Consider the following 17178-nt stretch of genomic DNA (forward strand, 5'->3'; position numbering starts at 1 on the left):
TAACCCGTCCTCGCCGGGCGGCACCCGTAGAGTTGTCCTCCGAACGGAGTGTGCGTGTCAGAGAAAGAGTCGAACTGGAAGTTCGCCGAGGACATCGTCGCCGAACCCGAGACGATCGCCCGTGCGCGTGAGCACTCGCTGGAGCTCGGGGTCGAGGCGGTCTCCCCCGCCATCGGTGCACAGATCAGCGTGATCGCGGCGGCCTCGCGGGCGACCAGCATGATCGAGATCGGCACCGGTCTCGGCGTCTCGGGGCTCTACCTGCTCGCGGGTGCTCCGGACGCGACGCTCACGACGATCGACGTCGAGGTCGACCACCAGCAGGCTGCCCGCGACGCCTTCATCGCCGCGGGGACCGCCCCCGCGCGCATCCGGCTCATCCCGGGACGGGCGAACCAGGTCCTGCCGCGGATGAACGAGGCCTCGTACGACGTCGTGCTCGTCGACGCCGACCCGGAGCACGTGATCGAGTACGTCGAGCACGGACTGCGGCTCGCACGACTCGGTGGCACCGTCCTCGTGCCGCACGCGCTCTGGCGTGGGCGCGTGGCGGACCCGGTGAAGCGGGACCGCGCGACGACCGACTTCCGACTGCTCCTCACCGAGGTGTCGACCTCCGGTGCGGTCCGGAGTGCGCTGTCGCCCGCCGGCGACGGACTGCTCCAGCTCACCAAGCTCACGGCGTAGTCGGGCTCGTCGGGGCCACGTCGTCGGGCTCTTCTTGCTCTTCGAGATCAGTCGTCCTCGCGGAGGTGGCGCAGGTAGCGTTCCGGGGACTCGAGGAACGACCGCTGGTGCCGGACGATGTCGAGGTCCTCCCACGCCGTCCGACGGAGCCCCCACTCCCCCACCTCGTGGATCGTCGCGCCGGGGAACGCGGCCAGCACCGGTGAGTGCGTCGAGAGGATGACCTGACCCACCCCGCTCTCCACGATGGACTGCAGGAGGCCGATCAGCGCCAAGCACCCGGAGAACGACAGCGCCGACTCCGGCTCATCGAGGATCCAGAGCCCGGGCCAGCGTGCACGGTCGACGACGAAGTCGAGGAAGGCTTCGCCGTGACTGCGCTCGTGGAACACCGGCTCCGGGCGACTGTGGTTCGGGTGCTCCTCGAGGTAGGTGAAGAACCCGTGCATGGTCTCGGCACGCAGGAAGAAGCCGCCTCGCGGGGCCCCGTGGTCGCGACGGAGGCGGATGTGCTCGGAGAGCGACGACTCCGACCGGCGGGTCGAGTGCTGCGATCCGGTCCCGCCGCCCTCCGGCCCCATCCCGTACTGGATCGCCACCGCCTCGATGATCGTGGACTTGCCGACCCCGTTGTCGCCGACGATCACGGTCACGGGATCGAGGTCGAGTCCCTCGTCGAGGAGTTGACGGACCGGTGCGAGCGTCGCGGGCCAGACGTCGCGGGGCATCTCGTCCGGGTCACGGAACTCCTCGACACGGGTGACGGGCATGTGGGATCGACGCACACGGACATCATGTCCGGCGCCGCCGACTCCGTCGATGATCCGGACATGTTCGCGCCGACAGGCGGAGGGGCCGCGCGCGGAAGGAGCCGCGCGCGGAAGGAGCGGCGCGCTGAAGGGGCGGTACGCGGAAGGGCCCGGGGCGTACTCGCCCCGGGCACTTCCGTTCGGTGCTTCGACGGACTACGCCGAGACGACCTCGGCGAGGGCGTCGTGGAGTTCCTTGGCCTCGGCATCGTTGACCGAGACGACAAGGCGGCCTCCACCCTCGAGCGGAACCCGCACGATGATGAGTCGACCCTCCTTAACAGCCTCCATCGGCCCGTCACCGGTCCTCGGCTTCATGGCTGCCATCAGATGTCCCCTTTCGTGCAGTACATGCCCGTCCATTATCCCGTATCGGAGGCTCAACTGCGAAACCCCCCAGGTTGCGAGTCGAGAAACGCGACGATTTCGCGGGTCCCGCTCCTAACCTTGGCGGATGGTGAACATCCGCTCCATGCTCCGAAGCCCCGGCCCCACCCCGTCCGACGAGTCGGTCCCGGCCGGCGTGCAGGTCGCCGCGGCGTTCTCGTGGCGCATGCTGATCATCGGAGCGGCGCTGGCGGTGGTCGTCCTGCTCGTCGTGCTCCTGCAGGACATCGTCGTCCCGTTCCTCATCGGCCTGCTGCTGTGCGCACTGCTCGTCCCGATGTCGTCGTTCCTCCGCCGGCACCGCTGGCCGAAGTGGGTCGCGATCCTCACGAGCCTCGTGTCGGTCCTGGTGGCGATCGGCGGCCTCGGGTTGATCGTGACCGCGCAGATCCGGTACGACCTGCCGTCGCTCGAGAAGCGCCTGCACACGAGCATCTCCTCGCTGCAGTCGCTGCTCGCCTCCGAGCCGTTCGGCATCACGGCGACCCAGGTGAACAAGTACATCTCCGACGCGTCCGAGTACCTGCAGTCGCACGCGTCGTCGATCTTCTCCGGCTTCATCGCCGCCGGCTCCGGCGCAATCCACGTCTTCGAGGGCTTGTTCATCATCATCTTCACGACCCTCTTCGTGATGATCGACGGACCTCGGATCTGGCAGTGGATCGTCCGCATCTTCCCGCGCCGCGCCCGGCCCCGGCTCGACGTCGCCGGTCACGCCGGGTGGAAGACCCTCACGAGCTTCATCCGCGTCCAGCTGGTCGTGGCCGTCACCGACGCGCTCGGTGTCGTCATCGGCGCGCTCATCCTGCAGATCCCGTTGGCGATCCCGATCGGCGTGATCGTGTTCTTCGGCGCGTTCGTCCCCGTCGTCGGGGCCATCGTCGCCGGTTTCGTCGCCGTTGTGATCGCACTCGTGTTCAACGGCTGGGTGCCAGCGCTCATCATGCTCGGCATCATCATCCTCGTGCAGCAGCTCGAGAGCCACGTGCTCCACCCGTTCCTCACCGGCAGCGCCGTGAAGGTCCACCCGCTCGGCGTCGTCCTCGGCGTCACCGCCGGCACGACGATCGCCGGAGTCGTCGGCGCGTTCTTCGCGGTGCCGTTCATCGCCACGGTGAACGCGATGGTGAACGCCGCGGCCGCGTGGCGCCCGGAGGACGGCGTGCCGCTGTCGGAGATCGAGCGCAGCGAGCGGCACGAGGAGCCCCGGGCAACTTCCTAGCGCAAACTTCCGAGCCCGCGCGGATGGTCACGCCTCGCGAACGAACGATCGCGCATCTCTGCCTGGTGCCGATCAGCCGGCACGGCCCGGTCGGCGACCGCACCACAATCACCGCCCCGTTGTCCCGCCGACCTGACGACGACGAGCGGATACGTCCGGTCGACGCGCCAGTGCTGCAGGCGACGTTGCCGGGTAGAACCGACTTCGTGAACCGGGGCCGGGTCATGGTTCAGGACACCGTGAATCGGGAGTTCCGCTCGAGCCCCGTCTGCTGCGTCCAGCTGGACGCATACTGCACCGGAAGGACGTTCTGGTACTGGATGCGCTGATTCGAGGCCAGAGTGATCGCATTGTCGTCCGCGACGAAGCCGGCAGGAGGGCGGCCGCCCGGAGTGTCCGCCGTGTCCGCGACGTACAGGTAACACTGCCGCGAAGAATCGAACACGTTGTCCGTGATCGCGATGTCCATCGGCAGCTGAGTCGAGTACAGCAGGACGTGTGAGGCCTTGCCCGCTTTGTCGGGTCGCGCAGTCCAGCCCCAACCACCACCGGCATTACGGCACGTGTTCGCAGTGAACGCAACACGAAGTGCCCCAGTACCGGAGGTTCCCTGCGACCAGTGTTCGAAACTCTGGGTGCAATCCGTGATCGTGTTGTTCGCGAACGTGATGTCAGACCAACCGTCCTCAGTGCTCGTCTGGGTGCCCTGGATGGTCGTTGCGGTGTCGTACACACGGGAGATCGAGTTGTTGCTGAAGGTCGCCCTGTTCCCGCCGATGAACACCTCGATGCCGTTCCCGTAGCGGGAGACTCCGTCCAGGAAAGATCCGCCGATGAGGTCGAACGAGCAACCCGTGACGAGCACGTTGCCCGTCACCCCCCGCTGTTGGTAGCCGTGCGAACCGGTCCCGCTGAACGCCATGCCCCGCACGGTGGTAGCGGACCCGCCTCGGAACAGGATTTCGTTGACTGCGCACTTGACGGAGACTGCAGCGAGGTCCGGGCGCTGCTCGCAGTACACGGTGAGCACCGAACCGACAACGGAGAAGTCCCACGTCGAGGTCAGCGCCCCCGGATCGGGGCGACGAACACCGAAGGGTTCACCGTCCACGAGGATGAATCCGACGTTCGCATCAGCGATCTGCCGCCCCGTCCAAGCGCCCGAGCCCAGAGCCAGGTCAACGCTCCAGAGCGACGGCCCGACACTGCTCCACCGCGACGGGGTCTTGTAGGCACTGAACACAGGAGCCGGTCCGTCTCCCCAGGCGCCGAACGTCGTCGTCTCGGCGTCGAGCGTCGAACCCAGCAGTGCCGCGTTGATGCCTCCGTCGAAGCTGTTGCCTGTCTTGAACAAGACCTTGTCACCAGGCTGCACCTGACCAGCGCGCATCCGGTCGTTCACGAAGTCAACCGTCCTCCACGCAGTGGCAGGTGTGGTGCCCGCGTAGGAGTCGTTCGTCCCGCTCGTGCTCACGTAGTAGGTCATCGGTGATCGCCGCGTCGCGATGGTTCTCTCCGCGATCGACCGCCCGGCTGGCACAGCTGTCGTTACTGCGCTCACGGCGGCCCAAGCGCTCCCGGTGATGAACGACCGGCGATTCAAAGTCATGTTCGATATTCTACATGCCGCCTCGAGGAGCGCGCCGTCGTGGAACGTGCCGGTCGGCTGTCGGGCGCACGAGCCGTGATCGCAGTCGCGGCCCGCGGCGGTGTGTCGTTGCGGAGATCACGGCGGCGTCCAGTCGTAGCCGTCCACCCACCAGTTCGCGTACAGCCACACCCACTGCAGCACGAGGCAGACGAGCACGACCACCACGCGGTACCAGCGCGACCGCGGGAGCGCGACGACCCCGAGCACCGGCGCGATCGGCAGCAGGATCCGCCACGTGCTCGACTGCGGGAAGAACACCGCGAGCAGGTAGACGACGTACGCCACGACCCAGAGCCGGAGCTCGAGGCCGATCCGCCGGGCCGCGGGCACGGCGACCAGCAAGCCGAGGGCGACCAGCCCGACCGGCATCGCGACCGCCGCCCACCCGCCGCCGGGGAACGACGCCCACCACAGGAAGCCCTTGACCCACGGCGTGAACGGGACCAGCTCACCCCAGCCGATGTAGGAGGACCGCCACGCGAGCTCGGTGTCGGTGTACGCCTTCGGCACGCCGGTGGCGGCCCAGGCGATCGCCGGCCAAGCCAGTCCGACCAGCCCCGACACGACCGCCACGACGAACGGCGGGGTCGCGGTGCGGACCGTCGGGCGCTCGGTCTCGCGGACCCACGACGGACGGATCCACCACGCGGCGAGGAACAGCACGAGGAAGAACGCGAACGCGAGCCCGGTCGGCCGCGTCATGCCGAGCAGCAGCACGACCGGCAGCATCGTCCACCACCGCCGGTCGACCGCGAGGAGCAGGGCGACGAGCAGCAGGAACAGCCCCATCGCCTCGGCGTAGGCGACCTGGAACATGACGGACACGGGTGCGACGCAGAAGACCACCGTCGCGAAGGTCGCCCGGGCGTCGTCGAGGAAGCGGCCGAGCAGCCGTCGGAGCACGAGCGCCGCGCCCCAACCCGCCACGAACGACACCGACACCGCGACCGCCTCGAACGACGCCCCGGTGAGCTGCATGAACGCCCGGACCAGGAACGGGTACGCCGGCATGAACGCCCAGGCGTTCTCGGTCACGTGTCCGGCGGCGTCCACGGGGAGGGTGGAAGGGTAGCCTCCGGTCGCGATCACCCGGTACCAGGTGCCGTCCCAGATCGAGGCGAAGGACAGGTACGACGGGTGCTCGGCGGTGAACGAGTTCGCCGTCTGCGCGGCGGCGAACCGCATCATCAGCACCGTCGTGACGATGCGGGCGAGGACGTACACCACCGTGATGCGCAGCCACCACGGCACGACGCGGTACCGGGCACGCCACCGCACCGAGGGACGGGAGCGGGACCGGACGGCCCCGCTGGTCGTCAGGCCGTCAGCCACCGACGGAGACCGTCCTCCACCGCGGTGATCTGGGCGAGCGGCACCTGCTCGTCGTCGTGGTGGGCGTAGACCGGCTCGCCCGGACCGTAGTTCACGGCCGGGACGCCGAGGGCCGAGAAGCGGGCGACGTCCGTCCAGCCGTACTTCGGTCGGGGCGCAGGGCCGCCGACCGCGGTGACGAACTCCTGCGCGAGCGGGGCGTCGAGGCCCGGGCGGGCGCCGGCGGCGAGGTCGACGATCTGCACGTCGTACCCGTCGAACAGTTCGCGGATGTGCGCCACGGCCTCGTCCGCGCTGCGGGAGGGGGCGAAGCGGTAGTTCACGTGCACCATCGCCTCGTCCGGGATGACGTTGCCGGCGATGCCGCCGCTGATGCCCACGGCGTTGAGGCCCTCGCGGTACTCCAGGCCGTCGACCGCGACGGTGCGCGGCTCGTACGCCGCCAGGGTCGCGAGGATCGGCGCGGTCTTGTGGATCGCGTTGTCGCCGATCCAGCTGCGCGCGCTGTGCGACCGTTTGCCGAACGTCCGGATCTCGGCCCGGAGGTTGCCGTTGCACCCGCCCTCGATCTGGGCGCCCGACGGCTCGCCGAGGATCGCGAAGTCGCCGGCGAGCAGCTCCGGCCGCGTACGCGCGAGTCGGCCCAGACCGTTCAGCGAGTCGCTCACCTCCTCGTGGTCGTAGAAGACCCAGGTGACGTCGTTCGTCGGCTCGGAGAGGTCGTACGCCAGCTTGAGCTGGACCGCGACGCCGGCCTTCATGTCGACGGTGCCCCGCCCCCAGAGGATCTCGGTGCCGTCCTCCGCGGTCCGGAACTCGGTCGGCAGGTTGTCGTTGAGGGGCACGGTGTCGATGTGCCCCGCGATGACGACCCGACGGTCGCGGCCGAGGCTCGTCCGCGCGACGATCGCGTCCCCGTCGCGGACGACGTCGAGGTGCGGCAGCGGCGCCAGCGCCGCCTCGATGGCGTCGGCGAGCGTGCCCTCGTTGCCCGACACCGACTCGATGTCGCAGATGGCACGCGTGATGTCGATGGACGAGGCGGTGAGGTCGAGCTGCTCCGGCATGCGGGCAGCCTACCGGCCGCCCCCTGCCGGCCGCCGTCGAGCCGACCATCTGTGCACAGGAGGCTGCCTGTCCACAGGTGGCGTGCCTCCAGGCCGGACTGGAGGACCGTGGCGGGTTCTCCACAGGCGTCCGGCTGGACGGGTGGTCGGTCCCGCCGCCTCGCTACCCTGGGTCTCGTGACCGACACGACCGCCACCGACCGCCCGACCACCGCCTGGGGCCACGGCCTCGCGACGATCGCCGCCGACGGCACGACGCTCGACACCTGGTACCCGCAGACGTACCTCGGCACGCGGCCGTCCGACGCCGCCTTCCCTGAGGAACTGCTGGCGCACGTCGGCGACGACCCGCGTCGCGCCGTCCGGATCGAAGCGGTCACCACCGAGATCGAGATCGACGCCGCCCCGACCAGCACACCGGACGCCTACCTCCGCCTCCACCTGCTCAGCCACCTGCACGTGCGCCCGAACGAGGTCGACCTCGACGGCGTGTTCGCCCACCTGCCGATCGTGGCGTGGACCAACGCCGGCCCGGTCTCCCCCGCCGACCTCACCCGGCTCCGCCCCGCGCTGCAGCGCGCGGGCATCGCGGTGCACGCGATCGACAAGTTCCCCCGCCTGGTCGACTACGTCGTCCCCGACCGCGTCCGCATCGGCGACGCCAACCGGGTCCGGCTCGGCGCACACCTCGCCCCCGGCACCACGGTCATGCACGAGGGCTTCGTGAACTTCAACGCCGGGACGCTCGGCGACGCGATGATCGAGGGACGTGTGTCCCAGGGCGTGGTGGTCGGCAACGGCACCGACATCGGGGGCGGCGCGTCCATCATGGGCACCCTCTCCGGCGGCGGCACGCACCGGGTGTCCCTCGGCGAGCGGGCCCTGCTCGGCGCGAACGCCGGGCTCGGCATCTCCCTGGGCGACGACTCCGTGGTCGAGGCCGGGCTCTACGTCACGGCCGGCACGAAGGTCGTCCTCGTCGGAGCGGCCCCGAACCCGGACGGCACGCCGAGGACGGTGAAGGCGGCCGAGCTCTCGGGCACCCCGAACGTCCTCTTCCGGCGCAACTCGGTGACCGGCGCGGTCGAGGCACTGCAGCGTCAGGGGCAGGGCATCCAGCTGAACACCGCCCTGCACGCGTAGAGCCGTGCCTCCGGGAGCGACCATCGCGGGCCCGGGCGGTCCGGTCCCGGTCCGGCGCTACGGATCGGGGTCCGCGCCGTGCTCGAGGCCGTCCGCCACCGTGACGCCGGAGCGCTCTTCCTCGGTGGCGCGAGCGCCGGAGCGTGCCTCGCCGCGGCCGTCACCCGGACGCTGCCTGCGGAGTCCCGACCCGACGGCCTGTTCTTCGCCTACGGCTTCTTCCATGCACACACCCCGCGCGACGCTGCCGTCACCAGATCCTTGCGGGGGCACCGTCGGCTGACCCACCCCCCAGCGCTCCTCGACCGGGCGAACCGGAACCTCGTCGGACGCGGGGCCCTGCCGGAGACCGCGTTCCCCGGCGGGCAGGACCTGACGACGTTCCCGCCCGTCCTGATGGTGGACGCCGAGCACGACACCATGCGGTCTTCGGGCGACCGGTTCGGGGTGGAACTGCGGACCGCCGCTGTCGACATCGAACGACACGTCCTGCCGGGTGCTCGGCGCGCGTTCCTCAACCGTCCGGGCACGCCGGACTCGGACACCACGCTCGACCTCGTGACCGCCTGGGCGCTGACGTTCCGCGTGTGATGAACCAGGTTCCGGACACAGCACCGCGGAACGTCGTGGTGCAGTGTCCGGAACCTGGTTCCGGCAGCCCCGCGCCGCGCCTCAGCGCGCCGGCAGGTCCCGCTCCGGGTACCCGACGTACAGCTGCTGCGGACGCCCGATCTTGTTCAGCGGGTCGTTGTTGAGCTCACGCCACTGCGCGATCCACCCCGGCAGCCGCCCGATCGCGAACAGCACCGTGAACATCCGCGGCGGGAAGCCCATCGCCTTGTAGATGATGCCGGTGTAGAAGTCGACGTTCGGGTAGAGGCGACGGCTGACGAAGTACTCGTCCTCGAGGGCGATCCCCTCCAGCTCCATGGCGATGTCGAGCAGGTCGTCCTGCACCCCGAGCGCGTCGAGCACCTCGTGCGCGGACTCCTTCACGAGCTTGGCGCGCGGATCGTAGTTCTTGTAGACCCGGTGCCCGAAGCCCATGAGCTTGACGCCCTGCTCCTTGTTCTTCACCCGCTCGACGAAGCGCGACACCGGCTCGCCGGAGTCCTTGATCTGCTGGAGCATCTCGAGCACGGCCTCGTTCGCGCCGCCGTGCAGCGGCCCGTAGAGGGCGTTGATGCCCGCGGAGATCGACGCGAACATGTTGGCCTTGGTCGAGCCGACCATGCGCACGGTAGCCGTCGAGGCGTTCTGCTCGTGGTCCTCGTGCAGGATGAGCAGCCGCTCGAGCGCCTTGGACAGCACCGGGTTCGGCACGTACGTCTCCGCCATGGTGCCGAAGTTCAGACGCAGGAAGTTGTCGACGAACGACAGCGAGTTGTCCGGGTACAGGAACGCCTGCCCGATCGCCTTCTTGTGCGCGTAGGCAGCGATGACGGGGAGCTTGGCGAGCAGGCGGATGGTCTGCAGCTCGACCTTCTCCGGGTCCTCGACGCTCATGTCGTCCTCGTAGTAGGTCGACAGCGCGCTCACGGCGCTCGACAGCACCGACATCGGGTGCGCGGAGTGCGGGAGCGCGTCGAACAGGCGTCGCAGGTCCTCGTGCAGCAGCGTGTGCCGGCGGATGCGGGCGTCGAAGGAGTCGAGCTCGGCGGGGGTCGGCAGCTCGCCGTAGATGAGCAGCCATGCCACCTCGAGGAAGGTGCAGTTCGAGGCCACCTGGTCGATCGGGTAGCCGCGGTACCGCAGGATCCCCTGGTCGCCGTCGATGTAGGTGATCGCGCTCTTGGTCGACCCGGTGTTCACGAACCCGTAGTCGAGCGTGCTCATCCCGGTCTGCTTCTTGAACGTCGAGATGTCGACCGCGGCAGCGCCGTCGACGCTCGGCAGGATCGGGAACTCCGCCGAGCCACCCGGGAACGTCAGCGTCGCGGTCACGGTCTGCTCGTCCGCAGCCGGACTCACCGGGATGGGCGTCGTGGGCGGTGTGGCCGTCTTCTGAGCGTCGTTGGCAGTGTCAGTCACGATGACAGCCTAATCGCGCCGACTGTCGGTCGTGCACACGCGGGCGCTTCAGGATTGGTGGGAACCGCGGATTGCGCTGACGGCGCCGCGCGTGCTGGCCGACGGCCGGGAGGCGCGGTGCCGGCCCGTCGGACGACGTTCAGCCCGCGTCCACCCGCTGGACACGCCGTCCGCTCGCCAGCCGCTGCGCGGCCGCGGCGATGCGCTCGTCGGTGGCCGTGAGGGCGATGCGGACGTGCTCGGCACCGGCGGAGCCGTAGAACGTGCCCGGCGCGACGAGGATGCCCTGGTCCGCCAGCCAGCCGACGGTGTCGAGCGCGGGCTCGCCCCGGGTGGCCCAGAGGTACAGGCCCGCCTCGCTGTGGTCGATCCGGAAGCCGGCCTCGACGAGTGCCCGACGGAGCATGTTCCGACGGACCCGGTACCGCGCCTTCTGCTGCTGCACGTGCGTCTCGTCCTCGAGCGCGACGACCATGGCCTGCTGCACCGGCAGGGGCGGCATCATGCCGGTGTGCTTGCGGACGGCCAGGACCTCGGCGAGCAGCTCGGCGTCGCCGGCCACGAACGCGGCTCGGTAGCCGGCGAGGTTCGACTGCTTCGAGAGCGAGTAGACGCTGAGCACGCCCTGTACCGAGTCGCCGACGACGCGCGGGTCGAGGATCGTCGGGGTCGGCCGGGTGTCGTACGGCGGCTCCCACCCGAGTTCGGCGTAGCACTCGTCGCCGACGATGACGGCGCCGAGTTCCCGTGCCCGGTCGACCGCGGCGCGGAGCTGCTCGACCGACAGCACCCGTCCGTCGGGGTTGCCCGGCGAGTTCAGCCACACGAGCTTCGTCGTCGTCGGCCAGTCGGCGGGGTCGTCCGCGGCGAGGGCGGTGGCACCGACGAGCGCGGCGCCGAGCTCGTACGTCGGGTACGCGGCCTCGGGGAAGACGACCGTGTCTCCGCGTCCGACGCCGAGCCAGAGCGCCAGGCCGGCGATGAACTCCTTGGAGCCGATCGTCGGCAGGACATGCTCGGCCGTCAGTGTCACACCGTGTCGCCGGTCGTACCAGGCGGCGATCGCCTCGCGCAGGGCCGGGGTGCCGGCGACCTGGGGGTAGGCGTGCGCGTCGGTGGCCTCGGCGAGCGCAGTCCGCACGAGCGCCGGGGTCGGGTCGACGGGCGAGCCGACGCTGAGGTCGACGATGCCGCCTTCGTACGCGGCGGCGCGCTGCTTGAACGGGACGAGCTGGTCCCAGGGGAAGTCGGGGAGGTCGAGCGCCACGGGCAGCGTCCGGCTCAGCCGCGCGGCGGTTCGGCCAGGACGACCGGGTGGTCCTTGTGGATCACGCCCACCTTCGCGGCGCCGCCGGGCGAGCCGACCTCCTCGAAGAACTCGACGTTCGCCTTGTAGTAGTCGGCCCACTCCTCGGGGAGGTCGTCCTCGTAGTAGATGGCCTCGACCGGGCACACCGGCTCGCAGGCGCCGCAGTCGACGCACTCGTCCGGGTGGATGTACAGCGACCGGTCGCCCTCGTAGATGCAGTCGACCGGGCACTCGTCGATGCAGGCACGGTCCTTGACGTCCACACAGGGCTGGGCGATCACGTAGGTCACGGTCGGGGTGCTCCCTTCGAGCTGAGCGGTTCGAGTCTACTCGCGGCCCACTGTGCCACCGGACGCCCCGACACGCCCCGACGGCGCGACACGCCCCGACGGCGCGTCACGCCCCGTTGACGCGACGTCTCCCCCGCGAGCACCGCCGCCGCGCGCGCGGGACAGGTCCGGCCACACGAGCACCACGAACGCGATGGCCGTCGGCGCGATCATCCACGTGTACCCGGCCGCGTTCGCGAGCACGAGCTGCAGCAGGAACATCGTGGCGACGGCGATCCCGAGCCACGCGGCGGTCACGAGCACGCGGGAGCGCCAGAGCAGCCGGAGGCCCGCGAGCAGGCCGAGGACGACGAGCGACGGCAGCACGATGCCGACCGGGAACGTCCCGATCGTCTGCTGCTGCGTGACCGACCCGAGGCCGCCGGCGACGAGCCCGAGGACGAACGCGACGACCACCGCGGTGGCCTTGCCCGCCGGCGTGAGCTCGGCGTAGGTCTGCGGCGGCTCCTGCACGGGCGGGGTGTCGTGGCGGAACGCCTCGTGGTCGGCCGCGTGCTGGCGGACGCCGTGCGGCATCACCCACGACAGCGCGGTCGGGTCGGCGGGGTCGACCGGGTCGACGGTGACCTGCGAGCGGTACTGCTCGACCGTGGCGCGGACCTTCGCCCGGACCGGACGGACGTCGACGGTCAGGTCGGCCTGCCCGGAGTCGGCCGGCACGATCATCGAGAACGGCACGTCCTCGGCCTTCGCCGCGTACCGGGCCGCGTGGTGCACACGGACGTGGTCCGGGTGCCCGTACCCGCCGTCGTCGGCGTAGCTCACCACGGCGTCGGCCATCGTGGAGCGGATCGCGGCACGGACGTCGTCGACGACCTCGCCGAGGTCGGCGGCGGTGAGCGAGTCCGCGGGGGCGTCGTCGGCCGCGGTCGCCCGGCCGTCGGGACCCCACTGCATGCCGGAGTCGGTGTAGCGGCGCTCGGGCAGGTCGGTCGGCCGCGCTCCCGGGCCGCCGAGCCACAGGTGCGCCGGGCCCCCGAGGGCGGCGAGCGCGGCGGCGATCTCGGTCTCCCGGTGGGCGGCGACCCGCGGTCCGTCGCCCTGCAGCGGCGCGAGTTCCGGGGTGAGCATCTCCCCGCGCTCGCCCCGCGTGGCGGTGAGGACGGTGACCTCGGCCCCGAGCTCGAGCAGCGTGGCGATCGTCCCGCCCGACGAGAGGGTCTCGTCGTCGGGGTGGGCGTGCACGAACAGGACGCGTTCTGGGCGGGTGACGGGGGCCGTGGACATCGCCGATCAGCCTACGGGAAGGGCCTACCGCGGCGTCACGATGTACGTCGCGGTGACCCCGGCGTCGGTCTTCGCGACGGTGAGCACGACGCGGTGGCCGTCGCTCCGGAACAGCCCGAAGGCGCTCGAGGCGTCGGCGCGCTTCGCGGACTCGGTGTACCCGGCCGCGGTCAGACGGTCGGTGGCGGTGGTGAAGTCGTCGACGGAGGCCACGCGGACCTGCACGACCCACCCGGAGCCGTCCGGCCCCGATCCCCCGCCGAGGACCGTGCCGTCGACGAGCGGCACGTCCTTCGTCGGGAACCCGTCGGGCAGCTGCCCGTCGGAGGTCACCTTCGCGCCCTTGAGCGCGGTGTCGAGCGCACCGTCGATGCCGCCGGCGACCGAGGCCATGCCGTCCTGGATGGCCTTCCCGTCGATGCCCTTGACGGTCTCGGACACGTTCGACGCGACGCTCGAGCCGAAGTCGGTGGCCTGCTTGACGGATTCGGACGAGCAGCCGCTCAGGCCGGCCAGGGCGATGCCGGCGGCGACGGCGGCGATCAGGGTGCGGGTCGGGGTGCGCATGCGCAGCACCCTAGATGGTCTGCCGGGAGGCACGGCGAGCGTTCGCTGGGAACCTCCCGCCCGGAACGGCCCGGCCCGGCCCGGCGAGCGCAGCGCAGCGCAGCGCGGTCAGGCGAGGTACGCGCGCGCCGCGGCCACGGCCGCGTCCACGCCCACCGGGATCGACGTCTCGGCCTGCGGCGCGTAGAACGGCGAGTGGTTGCTCGGGATCTCCTGGCCGGTGCGGAACAGCTCCGGGTCGGTGATGCCGGTGAACCAGTACACGATCGGCACGCCCGCGGCGGTGGCGAGCTGCCCGACGTCCTCCGAGGCCATCGCCAGCCCCGACTCGAGGTCGATCGCGTTCGGGACGACGTCGCGGACCGCTGCGAGGACCTTCGCGGCCTGCTCCGGGTCGTTCACGAGCACGTCGGCGCCGGGAGCACGCTCGATCGTCGGAGCGGGGAGCCCGCCCGCTTCGCTCTCGGCACGGACGATCCGCTCGATGGAGGCGATGATGCGCGCGCGGGTCTCCTCGTTGCGGGCACGGGTGGAGATCTCGATGACGGCCTGGTCGGGGATGATGTTCGGCCGGGTGCCGGCGTGGAACGACCCGACGGTGACGACGCCGGCGTCGCTCGGCGCGACCTCGCGGGCGACGACGGTCTGCAGCCGGACGACGGCCGAGGCGGCGGTCACGATCGGGTCGAGGGACGCCTGCGGGGCGGAGCCGTGTGCGCCGCGTCCGTTGAACGTGACCGTGAGGCGGTCGCTCGACGCCATCACCGGACCGGAGCCGACCGCCACGGTGCCTACCGGCGCGGGCGCGGAGTGCTGCCCGAGGACGACGTCGGGCTGCGGGAAGCGTTCGACGAGCCCGTCGTCGATCATCGCCCGCGCGCCGGAGATGACCTCCTCCGCCGGCTGGAACACGCCGACGACCGTGCCGTGCCACTCCCCCGTGGTCGACACGAGCCGCTCGAGTGCGCCGAGCAGCCAGGTGACGTGGATGTCGTGCCCGCAGGCGTGCATCGTGGCGACGGTGGCGCCCGACTCGTCCTGGCCGGTGTGCTCGCTCGCGTACGGCAGTCCGGTGCGCTCCTGCACGGGCAGCCCGTCCATGTCCGCGCGGAGCCAGATCGTCGGGCCCTCGCCGTTCTCGAGCACGGCGACGACCCCCGTGCCACCGACGCCCGTCGTGACCTCGACGCCGGGCAGCTCCGCGAGCCGTTCGGCGATGACCCCCGCGGTCCGGTGCTCCTGGAAGCCGAGCTCCGGGTGGGCGTGCAGGTCCTGGTAGATGGCAAGCAGATCGAACGTCACCGCACCACCGTACAACCGGGCCGTGACACGCCGACGGCCCGGCCACCTCGACGAGGTGACCGGGCCGTCGGACGGAGGACGGGCCTCCCTGCTGCTGCCGCTTACGCGTCCTGCCGCTTGAGGCGGGCGTAGGCGCGGGCACGCGCCTGTGCGTCCAGCTCCACCTTGCGGATGCGGACCGCGTCCGGGGTGACCTCGACGCACTCGTCCTCGCGGGCGAACTCCAGGCACTCCTCGAGCGACAGCTGGCGCGACGGGGTCATGGACTCGAAGGTGTCGGCCGTCGACGAACGCATGTTCGTCAGCTTCTTCTCCTTCGTGATGTTCACGTCCATGTCGTCGGCGCGCGAGTTCTCGCCGATGACCATGCCCTCGTAGACCTCCTCGGTCGGGTTGACGAAGAACGTCATCCGCTCCTGGAGGTTCGTGATGGCGAACGGCGTGACGACACCGGCGCGGTCGGAGACGATCGAGCCGTTGATGCGGGTCTGGATCGGGCCGGCCCACTCGCCGTAGCCGTGCGAGATCGCGTTCGCGATGCCGGTGCCGCGGGTCTCGGTGAGGAACGACGTGCGGAAGCCGATCAGGCCGCGCGACGGCACGATGAACTCCATGCGGATCCACCCGGTGCCGTGGTTCACCATGTTCTCCATGCGGCCCTTGCGGGCGGCCATGAGCTGGGTGATGGCGCCGAGGTACTCCTCCGGCGTGTCGATCGTCATGTGCTCGTACGGCTCGAGCGTCTTGCCGTTCTCGTCCTTCTTCGTGACGACCTGCGGCTTGCCGACCGTGAGCTCGTAGCCCTCGCGGCGCATCTGCTCGACGAGGATCGCCAACGCGAGCTCGCCGCGGCCCTGGACCTCCCATGCGTCGGGGCGTCCGATGTCCTGGACCTTGAGCGAGACGTTGCCGACGAGCTCGCGGTCGAGTCGGTCCTTGACCATGCGGGCGGTGAGCTTGTGGCCCTTGACCTTGCCGACGAGCGGGCTGGTGTTCGTGCCGATCGTCATCGAGATCGCCGGGTCGTCGACCGTGATGGTCGGCAGCGGACGGACGTCCTCGGGGTCGGTCAGGGTCTCACCGATGGTGATGTCCTCGAAGCCGGCGACGGCGACGATGTCACCGGGGCCAGCGGACTCCGCCGGGTACCGGTCGAGCGCCTTCGTGACGAGGAGCTCGGTGATGCGGGCGTTCTGCACGGAGCCGTCGTGCTTCACCCAGGCCACGGTCTGGCCCTTCTTCATCGTGCCGTGGAAGATGCGCAGCAGCGCGAGGCGGCCGAGGAACGGCGAGGCGTCGAGGTTCGTGACGTGCGCCTGCAGGGGGTGCTCGTCGTCGTAGGTCGGGGCCGGGACGTGCTGGAGGATCGCCTCGAACAGCGGCTCGAGGTCGTCGTTGTCCGGCAGGCTGCCGTCCTCCGGCTTGTTGCGCGACGCGGCGCCGGCGCGGCCCGAGGCGTACACCACGGGGACGTCGAGGATGGCGTCGAGGTCGAGGTCGTCGACCTCGTCCGACAGGTCGGAGGCCAGGCCGAGCAGGAGGTCCTGCGACTCGGAGACGACCTCGTCGATGCGGGAGTCCGGACGGTCCGTCTTGTTGACGAGCAGGATCACCGGGAGCTTGGCGGCGAGCGCCTTGCGGAGGACGAAGCGGGTCTGGGGCAGCGGGCCCTCGGACGCGTCGACGAGCAGCACGACACCGTCGACCATGGAGAGGCCGCGCTCGACCTCGCCGCCGAAGTCGGCGTGGCCCGGGGTGTCGATCACGTTGATGGTGATGCGGCCGCCCGGGTTGTACTCCTCGGCGTGCTTCCCGTTGTAGAGCACCGAGGTGTTCTTCGCGAGGATGGTGATGCCCTTCTCGCGCTCGAGGTCGTTCGAGTCCATCATCCGGTCTTCGCCCTCGAAGTGGGCGTCGAACGAGTTGGTCTGCGTGAGCATCGCGTCGACGAGGGTGGTCTTGCCGTGGTCGACGTGTGCCACGATGGCGACGTTGCGCAGGTCGGACCGGGTGGCGAGCGCCATACAGGACATCCTTTGGTGTTCGGAAGAAGATCGGGCGGCCGACTGTGGCGCTCGCGCCGCGGTGGCACTG

16 protein-coding genes are annotated in these 17178 nt (G+C 70.5%); 4 read left to right on the top strand and 12 right to left on the bottom strand.

The features are described from left to right. The first annotated feature begins 54 nt into the window (after positions 1-54). Complete coding sequence (locus Csp2054_RS00250; RefSeq protein WP_096897248.1) at positions 55-687, top strand: O-methyltransferase; 633 nt, start codon at positions 55-57, stop codon at positions 685-687. Between the two features lie 47 nt (positions 688-734). On the opposite strand, the gene Csp2054_RS00255 is transcribed toward Csp2054_RS00250, so the two are convergent. Both Csp2054_RS00255 and Csp2054_RS00260 read right to left on the bottom strand, forming a co-directional pair. Beyond that, on the bottom strand, positions 735-1457 hold the full coding sequence (locus Csp2054_RS00255; protein ID WP_176491476.1) for an AAA family ATPase: 723 nt from the start codon (positions 1455-1457) through the stop codon (positions 735-737). A gap of 195 nt (positions 1458-1652) precedes the next feature. Further along, entirely contained in the window at positions 1653-1823 is a 171-nt protein-coding gene (locus Csp2054_RS00260; RefSeq protein WP_017887054.1) for a DUF3117 domain-containing protein, read from the bottom strand. A gap of 127 nt (positions 1824-1950) precedes the next feature. Between Csp2054_RS00260 and Csp2054_RS00265 the strand changes: the two genes are divergently transcribed. After that, positions 1951-3105 carry an AI-2E family transporter gene (locus Csp2054_RS00265; RefSeq protein WP_096897252.1) on the top strand — a complete coding sequence of 385 codons (1155 nt, stop codon included), beginning with the start codon at positions 1951-1953 and terminating at the stop codon, positions 3103-3105. A 229-nt stretch (positions 3106-3334) separates the two neighbouring features. On the opposite strand, the gene Csp2054_RS00270 is transcribed toward Csp2054_RS00265, so the two are convergent. From Csp2054_RS00270 to dapE, 3 genes are all read right to left on the bottom strand, one after another. After that, a complete protein-coding gene (locus Csp2054_RS00270) occupies positions 3335-4591 on the bottom strand; it encodes a right-handed parallel beta-helix repeat-containing protein (RefSeq protein WP_096897254.1) in 1257 nt (418 codons plus the stop codon). A 240-nt stretch (positions 4592-4831) separates the two neighbouring features. Continuing rightward, entirely contained in the window at positions 4832-6088 is a 1257-nt protein-coding gene (locus Csp2054_RS00275) for a hypothetical protein (RefSeq protein WP_096897255.1), read from the bottom strand. After that, on the bottom strand, positions 6073-7155 hold the full coding sequence (gene dapE / locus Csp2054_RS00280) for a succinyl-diaminopimelate desuccinylase (protein ID WP_096897257.1): 1083 nt from the start codon (positions 7153-7155) through the stop codon (positions 6073-6075). Before dapE ends, Csp2054_RS00275 begins: the two co-directional genes overlap by 16 nt. A gap of 177 nt (positions 7156-7332) precedes the next feature. On the opposite strand from dapE, the gene dapD reads away from it, so the two are divergent. Together dapD and Csp2054_RS00290 are read left to right on the top strand one after the other, a co-directional pair. Beyond that, positions 7333-8298, top strand: coding sequence for a 2,3,4,5-tetrahydropyridine-2,6-dicarboxylate N-succinyltransferase (gene dapD, locus Csp2054_RS00285; protein ID WP_096897260.1), 966 nt, complete (start codon positions 7333-7335; stop codon positions 8296-8298). Positions 8299-8376: 78 nt separating this feature from the next. Next, positions 8377-8889 (top strand): alpha/beta hydrolase, encoded by a 513-nt coding sequence (locus Csp2054_RS00290; RefSeq protein ID WP_176491477.1) that lies wholly within the window; start codon positions 8377-8379, stop codon positions 8887-8889. Between the two features lie 81 nt (positions 8890-8970). On the opposite strand, the gene Csp2054_RS00295 is transcribed toward Csp2054_RS00290, so the two are convergent. The 7 genes from Csp2054_RS00295 to typA all read right to left on the bottom strand — a co-directional run bounded on the left by Csp2054_RS00295 (position 8971) and on the right by typA (position 17108). Continuing rightward, a complete protein-coding gene (locus Csp2054_RS00295; protein WP_096897265.1) occupies positions 8971-10269 on the bottom strand; it encodes a citrate synthase in 1299 nt (432 codons plus the stop codon). 199 nt (positions 10270-10468) lie between these two features. Continuing rightward, positions 10469-11596 carry a succinyldiaminopimelate transaminase gene (gene dapC, locus Csp2054_RS00300; RefSeq protein WP_096897267.1) on the bottom strand — a complete coding sequence of 376 codons (1128 nt, stop codon included), beginning with the start codon at positions 11594-11596 and terminating at the stop codon, positions 10469-10471. A gap of 14 nt (positions 11597-11610) precedes the next feature. Next, positions 11611-11928 carry a ferredoxin gene (gene fdxA, locus Csp2054_RS18350; RefSeq protein WP_071292706.1) on the bottom strand — a complete coding sequence of 106 codons (318 nt, stop codon included), beginning with the start codon at positions 11926-11928 and terminating at the stop codon, positions 11611-11613. A gap of 36 nt (positions 11929-11964) precedes the next feature. Continuing rightward, entirely contained in the window at positions 11965-13215 is a 1251-nt protein-coding gene (locus tag Csp2054_RS00310; RefSeq protein WP_096897269.1) for a PIG-L family deacetylase, read from the bottom strand. 24 nt (positions 13216-13239) lie between these two features. Further along, positions 13240-13782, bottom strand: coding sequence for a hypothetical protein (locus tag Csp2054_RS00315; protein ID WP_141399053.1), 543 nt, complete (start codon positions 13780-13782; stop codon positions 13240-13242). A gap of 108 nt (positions 13783-13890) precedes the next feature. Then, positions 13891-15084, bottom strand: coding sequence for an amidohydrolase (locus tag Csp2054_RS00320; RefSeq protein ID WP_096897273.1), 1194 nt, complete (start codon positions 15082-15084; stop codon positions 13891-13893). Positions 15085-15185: 101 nt separating this feature from the next. Next, positions 15186-17108 carry a translational GTPase TypA gene (gene typA / locus Csp2054_RS00325; RefSeq protein WP_096897275.1) on the bottom strand — a complete coding sequence of 641 codons (1923 nt, stop codon included), beginning with the start codon at positions 17106-17108 and terminating at the stop codon, positions 15186-15188. Positions 17109-17178: the final 70 nt, after the last annotated feature.

Origin of the sequence: Curtobacterium sp. 'Ferrero' (assembly GCF_002412165.1) — a bacterium.
Classification (GTDB): Bacteria; Actinomycetota; Actinomycetes; order Actinomycetales; family Microbacteriaceae; genus Curtobacterium.